Below are 16938 nucleotides of genomic sequence, written 5' to 3'. Positions count from 1 at the left end.
AAACGGGGTTCACATTAATTTAAACAAAAGCGTTTTTACGATTTAGCCTTGCTTCGACCATTAGCGGCCATTTTGAGCCTGCGCCGCTTAAGGGAGATCTGCGTATTTTTTTGCCTGTTCTCATCAATATAATGATAGTAGGTATTCAGGATCTCTTTGTAGGATATTTTCCCGGCTATAGTATTTCCTTCTGCAATTACAGGAAGTACCTCTACCGATTCTTCGGCCATAATCTCCATAGCACGTTTCAGCGGATCATTGCTCTTTACAGCCTGTTTACTTGCCCTGGTGATGCTACCAATGGTAAGTTCGGCAGCAGTGCTATGGTTATAAATATCGGCCAGGCTAACCATCCCGGCATAAGAGCCATCATTATCGGTAACAATAAAAAAGCTCTGGGTAGTGTCATTTCCCGTAAGCAGGGCCCTTGTTTCGGCTATAGTGCTCTTGCTGTTTAATGTTATACCTACTTCATTGTTAACATCAGCTACAGTTAATACCTGCAGCAGATCAGGCTCGTACGAATCCGGTGTGTACACGCCACGACGGGCAATTTTTTCGGTCATGATGGTATTCTCCATCAGGAAAAATGATACCAGGTATGATGCTGTACAGGCACCAAGCAGGGGTAGCAAGGCATGCGACTGCATGGTGGCTTCCAGCGCAAAGGTGATGCTGGTTAAATAAGCCCTTGAAGCGCCGGCAAACATGGCCGCCATGCCAATAAGTGCAGCTATCGGAACGCTTACACCAGCATCAGGAAATGTTAACTGTACCAGCGCGCCAAAAGCCGCACCGGCCGCGCCGCCAATGGTTAACAAAGGAGCCAGCGTACCACCAGATGTGCCGCTGCCCAGCGCAATAGCCCACGAGAGGAATTTGAAAAAACACAAACGCACAATTAACATCACCGACAATGTGCCCGATAGGATAGTAATGATATTATCATACCCTACCCCAAGGGTATGCGGAGCAAAATAACCTATAACACCTACCGCTAAACCGCCAATTGCAGGCCACCACATCCAGTGGATAGGCAGCTTTTCAAAATAATCTTCAATCAGATAAACTATTTTGGTTAATCCCAAGGAGATGAAGCCAATTAGCAAACCAATAATACTGTAAACAGCCAGTGCAGTGTTTGAAGGGGTATCTACATCAGGCATCGGGAATACCGGGCCGGATTCGAACAATAAATGATGCCCCGCCGCTCCTGTAATACAAGCCAACGCCACAGGTAATATTGCCTTGGGCGAAAACTCGAACAGCAACAGTTCAATAGCTAAAAAAACCGCGGCTATGGGCGTACCAAATATGGCCGACATACCCGCCGTTGCCCCCGCCGCCAAAATGATTTTACGCTCATTGGGCGATATTTTGAATAACTGTCCAAAAGTTGAACCAAGTGCGCCGCCGGTTGCTATAATTGGCCCCTCGGCACCAAAAGGACCACCGGTACCTATGGCAATGGCCGATGATACTGGCTTCAAAAATGTTATAATGGGCTTTATCTTGCTCTTATTTACCAGTATCTGCTCCATGGCCTCGGGTATGCCGTGCCCCCTGATGGCCTTTGAACCGTACAAGGCCATAAAGCCCACTATAATACCGCCTATTGCCGGTATCACAATTACCCATAAACCCAAATGGTTGTTGGCCGGGCTATGGAAGCTGGCATCCAGTGTTCCGTAAAATGAAATATTGGTAACAACATTTATTAGATACACAAGTCCTTTGGCAATTATACTGATGAGGCATGCAATGAGGATACAAACTGCTGATATAAAGATCAGCCTTGTTTTCATTTGCCGGGTACCTTTTAAGCCGGATTTAAAATTGTAAAGATCATTTAAGGAGGGTGAAACCGGGATGGCGTTCTGTTTTGTTTCCATGTTTTGATTAGTCCCGCTCCATTTTTAGGGGACTGTACTATTTTTCTTGCAAAGGTAATACTTAAAGCAGCATAAATAAATTTTATTTTCAATTTTATATTGCACATGCAATATTTTTATTCAACATTTGCTTAATTTTTAATAAAAATCATTGCACAAACAATAGTCATGAAAATTACAAGTATCATCCTTTCTGTTTTAGGTGCCGTAAGCATCATTGCCGGATTATTATTGTTCAGGAACCTGAATACCGTTAATCCGTTCGACTCTCACCCCTGGAGCATTAACATTAATGGCATCCGGTCATTCCCATGGCCTGTTTTTGGAGGTGCGGTACTGTTAAGCCTCGGAGTTATTTTCAACATGGCTACCTGGGAACAGCCAAAAGGTCGCCGCTTTTAATAAATTAGCACATTTTATAAAAGCACCGGCTTAAATACAACTACAGTAAATGGTAAAAAACAAAGATAAATGCGATTTGGGAACCTGCTTTTTATGCACTCATTGTTTGCCCGACTGGATCCCGGCCATCAGCGCCGCAAGGAAAAATATCGTTGTAAAAAAAGGGCAGCAGATCTTTAAAGAAGGCGATCCCGTTACCGGCATTTACTTTGTTTATTCGGGCACGGTAAAGGTTCATAAAAAGTGGGATAAGGAAAAAGAGCTCATCCTCCGTTTTGCCCGCGAAGGAGATATTGTTGGTCACCTTGGCTTAGGCAGTACCGAGTTTTACCCGGTTTCGGCCACGGCCATTGAGGCAGGTATAATTTGTTATATCGAAATGTCTTTTTTTGAAAGCACCCTGCAGGTTAACAATAATTTTGTTATTAAGCTGATGCGTTTTTTTGCCAACGAACTGCAGGAGTCAGAAAAACGCATGCGCAACCTGGCGCACATGCCGGTTAAAGGCCGTGTAGCGCAGGCTTTCATTTCGCTCAGAAACAAATTCGGACTTAACGAAGAAGGTTTTATCAATATTGAACTTACCCGGCAGGACCTGGCCTCATTTACCGGGGCGGCCTATGAATCACTGTTCCGCACCATAAATGATTTTATCGACGAGCAGATCATCGAAATATCCGGCAAAAGCATCCGCATAAAAAATGAAACCACTTTGCTGAAACTAACGGAAGAGGAACAGTAGGCGGGATAAAACTACGGAGCTGTTGTTGGAGACAATACCAACAACGGCCTATATAAAAGCGTCATTTCGACGACCCAAGGAAGGGGCTTTCGCACCAGGGGGAGGGAGAAATCTTGTACGCACTTCTTTTACAGGTATAATTGCAGAGTATGATGTAGAAGATTTCTCTTTCGCCCCATCTCTTAGTCCACCCCTGCTCTAAATGATATTTTTAGATTAGCCAACAGGCTGTTCTTCCGTTAAAGCTTCCTGCTCACCGGGTTGGTTAACCAGATTCTTACTGGCGCGCTCAGTGGCAAATGAGGCCACTACACAGGTAACCAATATCAGGATGATTGTTCCATTCAAAATATTATCATCAATGATCTGCGCTTTAAAGCCAACCAGTATAATGGCCAGCGTAGCCGCCGCATGTGCACTACTTAACCCGAAAATAAGGGTACGCTGCGTAGCCGAATATTTGAATATTTTTTGAGTGGATAATGCAGCCAGCCATTTACCTAACAAAGCGCCAAGCGTAAGGCTCACCGCCACAATGGTAGCCTGCGGGCCACGGGTAAGTACCCTTAAATCAACCAGCATCCCTACACTGATCAAGAAGAATGGGATGAATATAGCGTTGCCCACAAAATCGATCCGGTGCATTAATGGCTGCGATTGTTGTACCGCTTTGTTCAGCGCCAGCCCGGCAACAAAAGCACCGATAATAGGCTCAACCCCGGCCAGCTGCGAAAGAAAAGCCGACAGAAATACAATGAATAGCACAAATACATACGGCAATGTTTTGTTATCGCGATAGCGGTTAAAAAACCAGCGTGCCAATGGCGGGATCAGCACAAACATAATAAAAGCGAATATCGACAGCGAGATCATCAGCTGCAGCCAAAAACTAAAGCCCAGGCCGCCGCTTTTTGCCCCCATAATTACAGGCAATAATATCAGCACTGCGGTGTCGGTGAGGATAGTACCGCCAACGCTAATGGCAACCGCTTCATTTTTAGCCATGCCGTATTTACTTACAATAGGATAAGCTACCAGCGTATGGGTAGCAAACATACTGGCAGTTAAGGCCGATGTGATCAGCGGATATCCCAGCAGGTAATAACATATCGGGAAGCCAATGAGTATCGGGATACAAAACGTAAAAAAGCCAAACACCAGGCTTTTGTGTTTTTTCTGTTTGAACTCGTTCAGATCGAGCTCAACACCGGCAATGAACATGATATATAACAAGCCAATGGTAGAGAACAGATCAACAGCCGAGTTTTTCCGGAGCAGGTTTAACCCATGCGGCCCGATAGCTATCCCTGCCAAAATAAAGCCTACGATGCCCGGAAACCTGAACTTGCCCATAACAATAGGCGCAAGTAAAATGATCAACAATATCAGCGAAAAAACAAGCACCGGGTTACTAAACGGCAGTTCAAACTGCTGCGTTAACCGGCCCAGGATATCGGCATTATGCATATAGCAAAGTTAGCACATAATAGCTTACTTTCTTTTATCGATAAATTTAACCGGCTTCCTTACTGCTTCGGGGAATTGTAATTTCTGCATTTCATCGTGCTTTAGATAAGTAATATGCGGGCTCACCCTTAAGCGGGCCTGTAAATTGGCGCGAATCTTCCGGTCGCACTCATCGGTATAACTTACAGGCAGCAGGTGCAGTAACACCTCATCCATGCCGATGTCATTGGAGTATACCTCGGCCACAAAATCTTTGATCTCTTCCATACCGTTCAGCAAATCAAATAAAGCCGGCGGGTAAAGTGTGGTGCCCTTAAATTTGATCATCTGCTTTTTACGGCCAACTATGGATGACAGCCGGATACTGGTGCGTCCGCAAGCGCAGGGCTCATCAAAATAATGACAGATATCTCCGGTTTTATAACGGAGCAACGGCATTCCCTCAACGCCAAGCGTGGTAATGGTAACCTCGCCGGATTCGCCAGGAGCAACGGGGTTGTTATGCTCATCCAATACTTCTACTATCAATAATTCGGGCTGGTGATGGCCGCCCCTACCCTCACCGCATTCAGTAAAAGCGGTTTGCATTTCGGTAGAAGCATAGGTTGAATAAAGTTTGATATCCCAGGCTTCGGTGATCTTTTGGCCGAGGATGTTCAGGCTAAAATCTGTGTTGCGGATATTCTCGCCAATACAAACCGCCTTTTTAACCGACGATGCATTGATATCGATGCTATGCTCCTGCGCAAACTGGATCAGTTTTAAAATAAACGACGGTACGGCAACTATAGCCGTAGGTTTCAGCCTTAAAATGGTTTCCCATTGCAACGACGGCACACCCGGGCCTAAACGGATAATGCCCGCGCCAATTTTCCGGATGCCGGAGTAATAAGCCATCCCTGCCATAAACTGCCTGTCGAGCGTGAGCATCAATTGGTACAGATCAACAGGAGAGCCATCGGCACAGGTAAAGGAATTGTATTCATTGTAGGCCAGCCGCTCCAGGTCGCCCTCGGTAAGGGCTATGGTTACCGGGCTGCCTAAAGTACCCGAAGTAGAGCTGTACTCGATGATCTTCCCCCGTTCAACGCATAAAAAATCATCATTGCGTTTTTGAAGGTCTTCTTTGGTGGTAGTTGGGATCAACCGCAGATCATCAAGGGTTTTGATTTGGCTGATATCGATATCATGTTTAGCAAAAAGGTCTTTATAAAACGGCGAATTCTGACTGAGGTAGGCCAATAACTCCTGCAGTTTTTGTTCCTGTATGTTAACAACCTCGTGTCTGGGTTGGTATGCTAATGATTTAGGCGGAGATACTATCACTTTTCAATAATTACCACGGCAGATGCCATTGTTTTTAAATGGGTTAATGATACGGAGATTTTCAGCGGACCGTTGCGGTTGATCACCACTGCGCTTTCGCCAATGGGTTCAAGGCATGGCTTACCGCTTTCGTCATTGCTGATCTCAATTTCGTTAAAGGCGGTATCCTTTAGCCAGCCGGTACCCAGCGCCTTAAAAAAAGCTTCCTTGGCGGCAAAGCGGGCGGCATAGTGCTGATACTTGTTAGCCTTGCTCTCGCAATAGGCTATTTCCCTTTCCGAAAAAACAAGCTCACGGAAGCCCTGTTCTTTGGCGATGCTGCTTTGCACGCGTTCCACTTCTATCATATCAATACCTACACCTGCAACTGTCATGAGCTTAGTTTTTTAGTACATTTTTCAACCTGTTTTTTAATATAGTTTTCCTCGTTTACCGTAGCTACCACTTTTGTTAAAGCTGTTTTATAATACCCAATGGCTTTTTTGTAGTCACTATGTTTAAATGAATAATCACCGGCAATAACATAGGCATGGTAAAACTGCGGGTTACTGGCTACCAAACTATCGGGGTTGATCTCTCCGCCATCGTATACTTTTTGCTTTAGCGAGCGGAAAGTTATGAAGTCATGATAGGCTTTGGTATTTAAAAACGTATCCGGTTTAATAGTCAGCGCCGTATCAACAATTTCGTGATCGGTTTGCATGCCTTTCATGGCAAAGATCTTTTTCAAATCGTAGGCCACAAATTGCCCTAATTGCCATGGCGACGTAGATACCCAAACCAGCAGCTTCTGCGGCTCAAACACTACCGAATGGTGGGCGATTAACTGATTCAGCGCTTTTTCGTTGCCCATGCCAATATCTTCGCCATGCAGGCCCTGGCGGTTACGTAAAATATCGACTGTTTTTTGCACCGTGTTTTTTCCTTCGGCATTCAGCAGTTCCATTAAGCGCTGATAACGGTACGGCGATGCACTGTTGCTCAGTTGCACCAGGTTTTCTTTTGAATGTGCCAGTCCCTTGCTTTGAAAATGATTGGCGCATACAATATAGTTTTGATGCGGATCATATACATCCAGCGTATCTGGTGTTTTTTCGATCACAACGGCTTTATTATCCTCGGCCGAGGCTACCAGGAACGACTCCGACACAAACATTTTGCGCCTTTTAGCTATCGCGATGGCCTCATTAATGTTTTGGGCATATTGCAAAATTTCGCGGGCCACTAAAGATACAGGCGTAGCCGAGCCTGATGGAATATTGGTTTTATCGGCATTAATGGTAACACTCAGGCCCTTTTCGTTCATGCCCGATACGGCACCCACAAAGCCGCCCCAGGTAATGGTCATGAATTTATGCCCTTCACTTGGGTTGAAGAACGCCACTATCTTATCATGCGCAAAATTATCGCCCACATAAAAATCAAAATTACGACCAACAATCATGGTACCGTCGGCCGAGCGATCGTTCCAGGTACCGAACGAGGTACAACCCACCAGCGCCATGCTCTGTAAAGCGTGACCAATATCATGCGCCGCGTGGTAGTTCAGAATCCGCTGATAATTGGAGCCTATAAACTGGTATTTATCCGACGCCGATTTCGAGATGCCGTAGATCTCCTCTTTATATTCTTCGCTTACATTTTTAGCCAGATCGCGGTTAAACCAGGCTATGAAATATTTGAGGAAAGACAGGTAGGATTTTGAAGGAATGATCTTGTTGATCTGGTCGGTAAAATAAACTTCCTGGTTAACCACCAGCTCTTTGCTCAGCTTCCCGTTAATTACCCCTCGTTCAAAAGGCTTACCCTCTACATACATCTCAAACAAACCGCTCTTGCTTTTCCGGAACCAGTTATCACCAATGGTATAAAATCCCGGTGATGGTTGTTTGCGTTGCAATTGCAAACTACTTAGGTCTGCTGGTTTGGGTGGATAATCAATAGCTACACAATAAAGGTAAATAAAGCCGATCAGCAGCAACCCTACAAAAACAAGACCTGTGTACAGTAATCTTTTCCCGAACTTTTTCCAGCTAAATTTCCTGTTACGCATTTCTTATTTTATCTATCAGTTCATCATTACCCAACAAAGCGCAACAGGTTACTATTCCGCTCATGGCAGCACCCAAAATGCCATGTAAATTAAGGTTTTGGCCGGTAAAGTACAAGTTAGGCAATTTGGTACGCGGCGAAATAAAGGTTTTAAGCGGATGTTTATAATCTTTGGCTATGCCGTAAAGCGAGCCATCATCATTACCGATATAATCGCGGTATGAAAGCGGTGTTGCCGTATAGTATGAATAGATCTGCTCCCGCAAACCCGGGAATTTCAGTTCAACATCATCCAGTAATACTTCGGCTTTGCGCTTTTTGAATTGCTCATAGGTTTCGCCGCGGTAAGCTTCGTCAGATACCGTATTGAAAGTATCTTCCCATGGTTTAACCTCTTCATAACGCATATAGGCCAGTATGGTCATGCCATCGGCGTATTCTTTATTTTTTGACGAGGGTGTCATGAACACGGCATAGCCCAGCGGCCAGTTTTGCTGCGTATAATCGGCCATGTGCCATACCTGCCCATCTTTAAAACTGTAAACGTTATGGCTAAAATATTTAAACGAATCTTTTTTAAATACAATATTGATGGTGAATGACGATACCGAGTTTTCCAGGCTTTTTAACCTGTTGCGGTACACATTTTTTATCACGGATGAATCCGTCATTTCCAGCGTTTTTACCGGGTGAATGTTGGAGATAAAATGACCGGCATACAGCTTTTCGCCATGCTGCAGTTCAACGTATGATATTTTTCCATCCTGCTCCACCAGTTTTTTCACGGCTTTATTACGGATGATAACGCCTCCCCTGTCGCGGATATTGCGGGCTATCAGTTTAGCAATCTGCGAACCGCCATCAATACATTTCCATGAGCTTTCAATATAGCTGTTAAGTATGAGCGCATGAACGTACAACGGTGTTTTATCGGCCTGTCCGGCGTATAATGAGTTATTGCCGGCCAGTACCTGCTGCAATTTTTTATTACTGGTGATGGATGTCAGGAATGCTTCGGTATCTACCTCCAGCACATCGGCCTTTTCATAAAAATCATCCGACGAGCGCAAATTATACAGCGGAAACTTATCGCAAACCTCTTTTAGTTTGGCACAATAAGTGCGTAAAGCAGACTCCTCATCCGGAAAATAAACCAGCAATTGTTTAATGAAATTTTCATAGCCCTGCGCCTGCGGATACTCCACCGGGTCGTTATCTATCATGATCTTATCAAAGGCATCAGGGCTTTGTTTTTCCAGCTTCAGACTATCAATAATATCTATATACTTAAAGATCTGGTATAAGTTCTGCCCTTTGTCGAGCCCGCCCAAATAATGCACCCCCGAATCAAAGATCACCCTGTCGCGCACGTAGGTTTGCAGGGAACCGCCAAGCTGTTTATTCTTTTCAACAACGCAAACCCGGTAACCTTCGCGGCCAAGCATATCGGCACAAACTAAACCACCCATGCCGCTGCCAATGATCAATACATCAAACTTATCGTCCATTTAGTCCTGCTTCTTTTCTTTTCTGATCACAAAAATAATATTTGAGGTATACCGGCTATCATCAATTTGAGTGCATAACATACCATGTGCGGCGGCCAGATCCCGAAGTACTTTACCAGAAATGAACGACAGGCCTTTTTTGCCCGTTTTATTAAAGCCCAGCAAACGGGTGGAGAAAAGCTCGGTTAGAGCTGTACCTTTTTGCCTTTGCTGCAGATCGGCATCCCCATCGCGGATAACAAGTATACCAGCAGGGTTTAAATGAACGATACATTTCTCAATCAATTGCTTTTGCTCAACGGGTTGCAAATAGTGCAGCATATCGGCTATGATAATGGCATCGTATTGCTGCATTTCAAAGGCAAGCGCATCGGCATAAACAAAATTGATCTCAGTCGTTTTACTGAAACAATTGTTAGCTACTTCTATCTTTTCCTCATCATAATCAACCCCGGTAAATTCCCGCCCAGGTGCTGCAAAGTGCAGCATATAAGGCATAAAGCCATAGCCGCAACCCAAATCAAGCATTTTACCTTGTTTGGGCAGCAGATCGTGAAATACCTGGTAATTTTTTTCGAGCCGCAGCTTAATGCGCATGTACCATTCCAGTACCGGGCCTTTGTACAGGTAGTTATAAAACAGCTGTTCTTTAAAGTAAGCAGGCTGCTCAATCTCGGTACTTAGCTTTTGGTATTCTTCTTTAAAATACCGGCTGATGTTTTTGGTGCGTTCGGCATAGCCATTGCCAAAAGATATATCGTCAGCTGCTATACGTGGCAGGTATTTGATGGTGATAGTTCCGTTCTTCAACAGAAAATCGCCCTTGGTCATGTTGTAGCCGGTGCCGTGCAGCGCAATGGGCAGGATATCCATTCCTGTTTGTTCGGCCAAAAAGAACGCGCCTTTATGAAAACGCTTCATTTTGCCATCGGGCGAGCGGCTACCTTCAGGGAAAATCACCATCGAATAGCCCTGCTTTACTTTTTCGGCCAGTTCATCAATATTCTGCTCCACGCCTTCAGCCACCGGGAAGTACCCGGCCATGCGCACTACAGCCCCGAATACCGGCGAGTTCCATACCCAGTGATTGGTAAACAAAATGAGCTTTGGATGCTGCATGATCAGCACCAAAATATCAAGGAACGATTGATGGTTACTGATCACCACGGCTGGTTTTTCAAACTTATCTTTATCTACCACACGCTTACGCAGGTTGGGCATAATGTACATCATCGACCAACAAAACTTAGACAGGATAGCATGGTAAACATATTTGCTCCTTTCGCCTTTGAAGGGATTAAGCTTGATCAATAGCAAACCGATAAGAGATGACAACAGGCAGCCGCTTACAAAGTACGTGAATGCGAAAACCGAGATCACAAAGCCGCTCAGCGTCCAGGGGAAACGTTTTTTCTCCACCCTGTTCCGGATCAGCAGGTTAAATAAAAACGGGATCAGGATTTGGGCCATTACCACCACGCAAACTATCCCAATGATGGAGATCAAGGCGATGGAACGCAAAGCCGGGTGTTTAGCAAATATCAGCACACCCAAACCTACCACCGTGGTAATGGCCGACAGGAATATAGATGATTTGTACGACGACAGGTTTTTCTTGCCGGTTTTGTACTCCTGCAGCAGTCCATCCATAATAAACAGGCTATAATCATCGCCTAAACCAAATATCAGGGCTGATATAATGATGTTTACGATATTGAACTGGATACCAAGCAAACCCATCAACCCCAAAATCCAGATCCAGGAAATAAACATCGGGATAAAAGAAACCAACGTAAGTTCGATACGCCCGTAAGTAAGCAGCAATACCGAAAACACCAGTAACGACGACATCACCGCGATACTCGTAAAATCATTATTGATGATACCTACAAAACGATTAGTTAGGTATTGCTTATCAACAACGGTAACATTTGCCGAATTTTCGAACAGGCTATACAATTTGGCTTTATCCCCCTGGGCTATTTTTACCAGTGTAATAACACCCGCCCGTCCCGGTCGCTCGGTAATGTAATCGTCCAGCAAACTTTTACGGATGCCGGCCATTTCATCCTGCCCAACCGGTTTAAAGTTTCTGTTGATGAGCTCCTGAAAATGATCAAACGCAGAGGACTTGAAGCCCAGGGCTTCGCCTTCTTTAAGCAAAACAGCCATCAACTGCTGTTTTTTTGCAGGTGTCCAGTAGTTATTCCACCGGGCAATGCGGGCTTTTTGCAGCGAGTCGGAAATGATGAGCGATGATACTCCGGAGTATTTTTTAACGATATTTTTTCCCTTTAGCGAGTCAATCTGAGCCGATAATTTTTCGTTAGTCCGAAGCGCATCATCAAGCGTTTTGCCTTCGGCAAGGAAATAAACCGATTGAAGCGCATATTTGTTAATTGCGTTCAGTTTAGCTTCGGATGCTTTGAGCTTGTCGGTCATGAAATTCATGCGGTTCATGTCCGTTTCAAAACTCACGTTCCGGGCGGTATAGCTAAATACCACAGTGAGAATAACAATAGCCGAAATAATGAATTTATTATACTCAGGGTTATAGGCTGATAATTTATCAATCCACGATAGCTGGGCTGTATGCTGATCCTGTTCTTTTTTAGAGGCAATAAAATGCGGCAGGAACACCAGAGAGCAAAACGAAGCGCCGATTAAACTAAAGGCAGCAAACAGACCAAGGTCTTTCAACATTTCCGACTTCACAAACTCCAGGCAAAGGAAACCACCAATGGTTGTAAAACTCCCCACGGTAAGCGGCATAGCCAGGTCGCGGATCACCTGTTCAATACTGCGGGTATGGCGGTAATGATTAAACACATGCAGCGAATAATTAACCGCGATGCCCAGTACCACCGAACCTGTGCCCAGGGCAATTACCGAAATGCTGCCTTTTACAAAGTAAACTACTGCCAGCGAAAACAATGCGCCAAACAAAACCGGCACCAGGATAACCACAGGTGCCCGCTTCTTCCTGAAATAAAATCCCAGGAAAACAATCAGGAACACTACCGTAATCCCCTGTGTAAACATCGAATCCCTACGCAATTGCAGGGCGTTGCCAACCGATACCGCTGTGGTACCAAAGTAACTGCAATTAATGATTTTGAAATTTTTAGCCTGCAGACTATCAATAACCTGATCAACGCCTTTAAGCATCACCGCATTCTCGCCGGTGTTATTGGGCGAATATTTTGGCGTAATGAACAACAGCAGGTTCTTGTGATCTTTGGTCATCACATAGCTATCGTACAATTCAAAATTTTCGTCGTACTGCAGCTGTTGTAATTTTTTGAGACCGAGGTATGAGATGCCAACCGGGTCACTGCTGATCATGCTTTTTAGCGCCAATCCCGCGGGCGAGGTAAGCGTACGCAAATCGCGGGCAAGGGTTTCTTTTACCTGATCCGGGCGGATAAGTGTATCGATATTTAAATAATCGCGCTCATTGAGGTAAATGGGCAGGTTTTTATTAATGGTGCCGAAAAGCGCCAGCACCAGCCCATCGTCAACTTTTGCATTGATCTTCCTGATGTACCCGGGTAGTTTCTGCTGAACCGTTTCCGTAAAATTATCGGCAAAAGCAATGAGGCTATCAGGCTGCTGCTGCATGGAATCTTTTAGCGATACCATCACCACCAGCTTATCAACAAACTTGGAGTTTTGGAAAATGTAGTTGAGCTTCTCTATCTTTTTATCCTTCGGCAGTATTTTGGAGATATCTTCTTCAAACCTGATCCGCGAAGCAAAAAAACCTATAAACACAAAGCTTAACGCAAACACGGTATAAAACAGCGGTTTGCGGGCATTGAAATAATTATAGATGCCTACCAGGATTTTTTCCATGAATTACAGCGCGGGGACAGGCCTCCGCTTAAACAGCTTTAATAACGCAAAAGTGAGCAATCCTGCTATAATACCTGCAAAAATTGCCAGCGAGATGCTGCCGTAAAGATATTGTTCCAAATGCTCGCCAATGGATTTGAGTGAAATTTTATCCAGGGGTATATCCACATCCTTGCCGCCCATCCAGAGGCGGCCGGTTTTGTAACTCAAAAAAATGATTACCGGGATCATGGGCGCTACGCTAATATGCGCCGCCGTAACCACTATGGCCTTATTGAGCCTGAACAAGAATGCCAGCGAAATAGCCACCAACAACTGGAAACCCCAAATGGGCACTATCCCCATAAAAACGCCAAATGCTACAGATTTAGCTTTAAGCTGTGGTGAGTGTTCAGGGTTAAAGAACAGGTTTTTGAGCATCTGCTTCGCTTTTTTTTTATCAAAAAGCGTCCTGAAAAAATCGCGGGGCTTGATGTAAGCAAAAGTTATGATGACCAATATGGTGTTCAATACGCTGATGCGGGAGAAATCCTGAAAGGGGCGAAAATGCGAGATGCGCGTTTCTTTCGGGGCGTAATAAACCGTAACCGGTACCCAACCAATCTTAATACCTTTCCATGCAGCACGTACAATTACCTCTATTTCAAACTCGTATTTACGGGTAACATATTTGGTATTTTTGAGCAGGTGAATTGGATACAAGCGGTAGCCTGATTGCGTGTCAGGACATTTAATGCCGGTTTCCACCCAAAACCAAAAATTAGAAAACTTATGCCCGAAACTGCTTTTTCCCGGCACCGACGATTGTTCCATGTTTCGCGAACCAATGATCAGTGAATCCGGTTCCTGTTCCAGTTTTTCTATAAAAGCAGGCAGGTCAGTAGCAAAATGCTGCCCGTCCGAATCGATGGTAATGGCGTGTTGATAACCCTGCTCGATAGCAAACTCGAAAGCCTTGCGTAAAGCCCAGCCTTTGCCTGCATTTTGGGTATAGCTTACAGATTGTATTTGCGGGAATGACTGGATAATGGCTTGCGTGCTATCGGTCGAGCCGTCGTTTACAACAATAACCTGGTTGGTATAAGCCAAAACATCGGTAATAACAGCGGCCAGCGTGCCCTCGTTATTATAAGTGGGTATAATAACGCATACCTGTAATTGTTTAAACTTTGCCTGTATCATTTGTAAGTTATCCGTCATATCAATCAATCGCACGTACCGGCTTCAGTCCAGGTTTTTATCAATGTGGTTTATGGGTTTACGTTTACTGCTTTACAAAGTTATTGTTTCGGGTTAAATTAAACGTTAAATTTTTGTGTGGAAGTAAAGTATTACGTCATCAAGATTGATAGCGTGGCAGCCGTACAGAAGCACACCCAATATGCATATACGCAATTTATTTAACTATGACTTGCCGATAACATAGTAAGCGCAAACCATGTTCCGAAATAAATTACAGAAATTAAATAGTCAGTCCCTGTTGGCTTTTTGTTTTCAATCAAATCGCCATCCTCGCCTTTGGCGGGAGAAACAAACTCCCGGTGTAGTATATTAACACTATAATATCTTAACGCTTGAAAAAGAAATAATAATGGAAGCGTATTGGCAAGTAATCCTGATGGATTTCCAATCATTTGAAATTCAGACGGGCCTTTAAAACATAAAAAAAGTATAAAATGCATCACTCCGAAACATAACCAAATCAAGTAAAATCTAAAGTTTCTCAGTGACACATAAAGAAAAAACAAGAAACACAACTGAGGCACTGCAGCATAAAAAATGATTGCGTCTCTTCTAAATGATAAATTTAAAACCAATCGAGACATCGCGATGACTACCGTTATCAGCGCATAAATCACAACAATAACAACCTCCCAAGCTTTGAGGGTTTCGTATCGAATAAATGGTTTGGGAGTCTTAGCTGCTTTCATTAAGTAATAAGCGGTGTTATCAAAACTATTATTTTTTTCAATTATAAATAACAAATAGCTTTTAATAGGCTTCACAATACCCGCCGGCCGGAGGCCGTTTAATAATTGCCGCTCGTCCGGAGGCGAGCAGCGGCTGTGTTATTTTCAAATCCGAACATTTACCTTATTTTCGCCCTGATTTGTGGAAACCTTATTAAATAAAACTACTGTGCCCATACTACCGGTTGGAGGAAAAACCCTTACGCTGGATGATTTTTACCAGGTAATTTTTAAAAACACTACCGTTGTTCCTGATGAACAGGCGCTCGAAAAGGTAGAAGCCAGCTTTAATTTTCTTGGCAGTTTTTCATCCAATAAGTTAATTTATGGTATCAATACCGGCTTTGGCCCGATGGCGCAATACAAGGTGAGCGATGAAAACCGGTTGCAGTTACAGTACAATCTCATTCGCAGCCATGCCTCAGGTGGCGGTAATTTGATGCAGCCACAACTGGTAAAAGCCTTAATGCTTGCCCGGCTCAACAGCTTTATGCAGGCGCATTCTGGTGTACATCCCGAACTGGTAAACCTCCTTGCCGAACTTATTAACAAAAACATTTATCCCTGCATATTTGAACACGGCGGCGTAGGCGCCAGCGGTGATTTGGTACAATTAGCCCATCTGGCGCTTGTACTCATTGGCGAAGGCGAAGTAATTTATAATAACGAAGTACAATCAACAGCTTCAGTTTTTGAACAACTGAACATCAAGCCATTGCAAATCCATATCCGCGAGGGTCTTGCCATTATCAACGGTACCTCGGCTATGACAGGGATTGGTTTGCTGAATATCATCCGCGCTAAAAAGCTATTGGGGTGGTCGGTGATGCTTTCGGCCATGATCAACGAGGTGGTGGGTGCTTTTGATGATCATTACTCGAACGAGCTGAACAGGGTAAAACACCATACAGGGCAAAATGCCATCGCCGAACAACTGAGAGAAATCCTGAAGGATAGTCAAATGACCCGCAGCCGCTCTGAGCATTTATACAATCCCGAAAACATCGACCAGGAAGTATTTGAGGATAAAGTGCAGGAATATTATTCGCTCCGCTGTGTTACACAAATTTTAGGTCCGGTGTATGATACCATCGCCCAGGCAGAGCATGTAGTTGTAGACGAGCTTAACTCGGTAAACGACAACCCGGTTATCGATCACGAAAATCATAACATCTTTCACGGTGGTAATTTTCACGGCGATTATGTTTCACTGGAGATGGATAAACTGAAGATAGCTGTTACCCGGTTATCCATGTTATCCGAAAGGCAACTCAATTACCTGCTGAATGATAAGCTGAACCAAAAATTCCCGCCGTTTTTAAATTTGGGGGTGCTTGGTTTTAACTTCGGGATGCAGGGTATGCAGTTTACAGCAACCTCAACCGTTGCCGAAAACCAAACCCTTTCGTACCCGATGTACGTACACAGTATTCCGAATAATAATGATAACCAGGACATTGTAAGTATGGGCTGTAATGCGGCATTGTTAACTAAAAAAGTGATCGATAACAGTTTCGAGGTACTGGCCATACAGGCTATGACCTTGCTGCAAGCTGTTGATTACCTTGATTGTGCAAACAGGCTCTCTACCCAAACCAACAAAGTTTATACAGACTTAAGGGCTATATTTCCTACATTTATTGAGGATAAACCCAAGTACCAGGACCTGCAGCAAGTGAAAGCCTATTTTGAAACAGCCGAACTTATTTCCTGAATTGTTAAAC

At 44.2% G+C, this 16938-nt stretch carries 12 protein-coding genes; 3 read left to right on the top strand and 9 right to left on the bottom strand.

The features are described 5' to 3' along the window. Nucleotides 1-35 precede the first annotated feature (35 nt). Entirely contained in the window at nt 36-1892 is a 1857-nt protein-coding gene (locus tag BMX50_RS33830) for a chloride channel protein (protein ID WP_091222685.1), read from the bottom strand. Nucleotides 1893-2060: 168 nt separating this feature from the next. Between BMX50_RS33830 and BMX50_RS33825 the strand changes: the two genes are divergently transcribed. Continuing rightward, entirely contained in the window at nt 2061-2294 is a 234-nt protein-coding gene (locus BMX50_RS33825) for a hypothetical protein (protein ID WP_091222681.1), read from the top strand. A gap of 49 nt (nt 2295-2343) precedes the next feature. Further along, complete coding sequence (locus BMX50_RS33820; RefSeq protein ID WP_091222678.1) at nt 2344-3036, top strand: Crp/Fnr family transcriptional regulator; 693 nt, start codon at nt 2344-2346, stop codon at nt 3034-3036. A gap of 216 nt (nt 3037-3252) precedes the next feature. On the opposite strand, the gene BMX50_RS33815 is transcribed toward BMX50_RS33820, so the two are convergent. The 8 genes from BMX50_RS33815 to BMX50_RS33780 form a co-directional block, all read right to left on the bottom strand. Beyond that, on the bottom strand, nt 3253-4503 hold the full coding sequence (locus BMX50_RS33815) for a cation:proton antiporter (RefSeq protein ID WP_091222674.1): 1251 nt from the start codon (nt 4501-4503) through the stop codon (nt 3253-3255). Between the two features lie 24 nt (nt 4504-4527). Then, the gene (locus BMX50_RS33810) at nt 4528-5829 is read right to left on the bottom strand and encodes a flexirubin biosynthesis putative acyl-CoA ligase FlxY (protein WP_244281169.1); all 1302 of its coding nucleotides are present in this window, start codon (nt 5827-5829) and stop codon (nt 4528-4530) included. Continuing rightward, nucleotides 5826-6203, bottom strand: coding sequence for a holo-ACP synthase (acpS, locus tag BMX50_RS33805; RefSeq protein ID WP_091222668.1), 378 nt, complete (start codon nt 6201-6203; stop codon nt 5826-5828). The genes BMX50_RS33810 and acpS overlap by 4 nt, the downstream gene beginning before the upstream one ends. Continuing rightward, nucleotides 6200-7882, bottom strand: a complete 1683-nt coding sequence (locus BMX50_RS33800) for a C45 family autoproteolytic acyltransferase/hydrolase (RefSeq protein WP_091222661.1) — start codon at nt 7880-7882, stop codon at nt 6200-6202. The genes acpS and BMX50_RS33800 overlap by 4 nt, the downstream gene beginning before the upstream one ends. Further along, entirely contained in the window at nt 7875-9389 is a 1515-nt protein-coding gene (locus tag BMX50_RS33795) for a phytoene desaturase family protein (RefSeq protein WP_091222657.1), read from the bottom strand. Before BMX50_RS33795 ends, BMX50_RS33800 begins: the two co-directional genes overlap by 8 nt. Beyond that, on the bottom strand, nt 9390-13244 hold the full coding sequence (locus tag BMX50_RS33790; protein ID WP_091222654.1) for a trifunctional MMPL family transporter/lysophospholipid acyltransferase/class I SAM-dependent methyltransferase: 3855 nt from the start codon (nt 13242-13244) through the stop codon (nt 9390-9392). Between the two features lie 3 nt (nt 13245-13247). Then, the gene (locus BMX50_RS33785) at nt 13248-14444 is read right to left on the bottom strand and encodes a DUF2062 domain-containing protein (RefSeq protein WP_091222650.1); all 1197 of its coding nucleotides are present in this window, start codon (nt 14442-14444) and stop codon (nt 13248-13250) included. A 200-nt stretch (nt 14445-14644) separates the two neighbouring features. Next, complete coding sequence (locus BMX50_RS33780; RefSeq protein WP_091222647.1) at nt 14645-15175, bottom strand: hypothetical protein; 531 nt, start codon at nt 15173-15175, stop codon at nt 14645-14647. A 181-nt stretch (nt 15176-15356) separates the two neighbouring features. Between BMX50_RS33780 and BMX50_RS33775 the strand changes: the two genes are divergently transcribed. Continuing rightward, nucleotides 15357-16928, top strand: a complete 1572-nt coding sequence (locus BMX50_RS33775) for a flexirubin biosynthesis tyrosine ammonia-lyase FlxA (protein WP_244281168.1) — start codon at nt 15357-15359, stop codon at nt 16926-16928. Nucleotides 16929-16938 lie beyond the last annotated feature (10 nt).

The organism is Mucilaginibacter gossypiicola (genome assembly GCF_900110105.1).
GTDB classification, from domain to species: Bacteria; Bacteroidota; Bacteroidia; order Sphingobacteriales; family Sphingobacteriaceae; genus Mucilaginibacter; species Mucilaginibacter gossypiicola.
The sequence above is the reverse complement of the archived record's forward strand: the minus strand, read 5'-3'. Positions and strand labels throughout refer to the sequence as shown.

Excerpts from the sequence above, each read along its gene's own strand:
- BMX50_RS33780 (WP_091222647.1), bottom strand. The coding sequence starts at position 15,175 with ATGAAAGCAGCTAAGACTCCCAAACCATTTATTCGATACGAAACCCTC.
- acpS (WP_091222668.1), bottom strand. The coding sequence starts at position 6,203 with ATGACAGTTGCAGGTGTAGGTATTGATATGATAGAAGTGGAACGCGTG.
- BMX50_RS33825 (WP_091222681.1), top strand. The coding sequence starts at position 2,061 with ATGAAAATTACAAGTATCATCCTTTCTGTTTTAGGTGCCGTAAGCATC.
- BMX50_RS33830 (WP_091222685.1), bottom strand. The coding sequence starts at position 1,892 with ATGGAAACAAAACAGAACGCCATCCCGGTTTCACCCTCCTTAAATGAT.
- BMX50_RS33820 (WP_091222678.1), top strand. The coding sequence starts at position 2,344 with ATGGTAAAAAACAAAGATAAATGCGATTTGGGAACCTGCTTTTTATGC.
- BMX50_RS33800 (WP_091222661.1), bottom strand. The coding sequence starts at position 7,882 with ATGCGTAACAGGAAATTTAGCTGGAAAAAGTTCGGGAAAAGATTACTG.
- BMX50_RS33815 (WP_091222674.1), bottom strand. The coding sequence starts at position 4,503 with ATGCATAATGCCGATATCCTGGGCCGGTTAACGCAGCAGTTTGAACTG.
- BMX50_RS33795 (WP_091222657.1), bottom strand. The coding sequence starts at position 9,389 with ATGGACGATAAGTTTGATGTATTGATCATTGGCAGCGGCATGGGTGGT.
- BMX50_RS33790 (WP_091222654.1), bottom strand. The coding sequence starts at position 13,244 with ATGGAAAAAATCCTGGTAGGCATCTATAATTATTTCAATGCCCGCAAA.
- BMX50_RS33785 (WP_091222650.1), bottom strand. The coding sequence starts at position 14,444 with ATGACGGATAACTTACAAATGATACAGGCAAAGTTTAAACAATTACAG.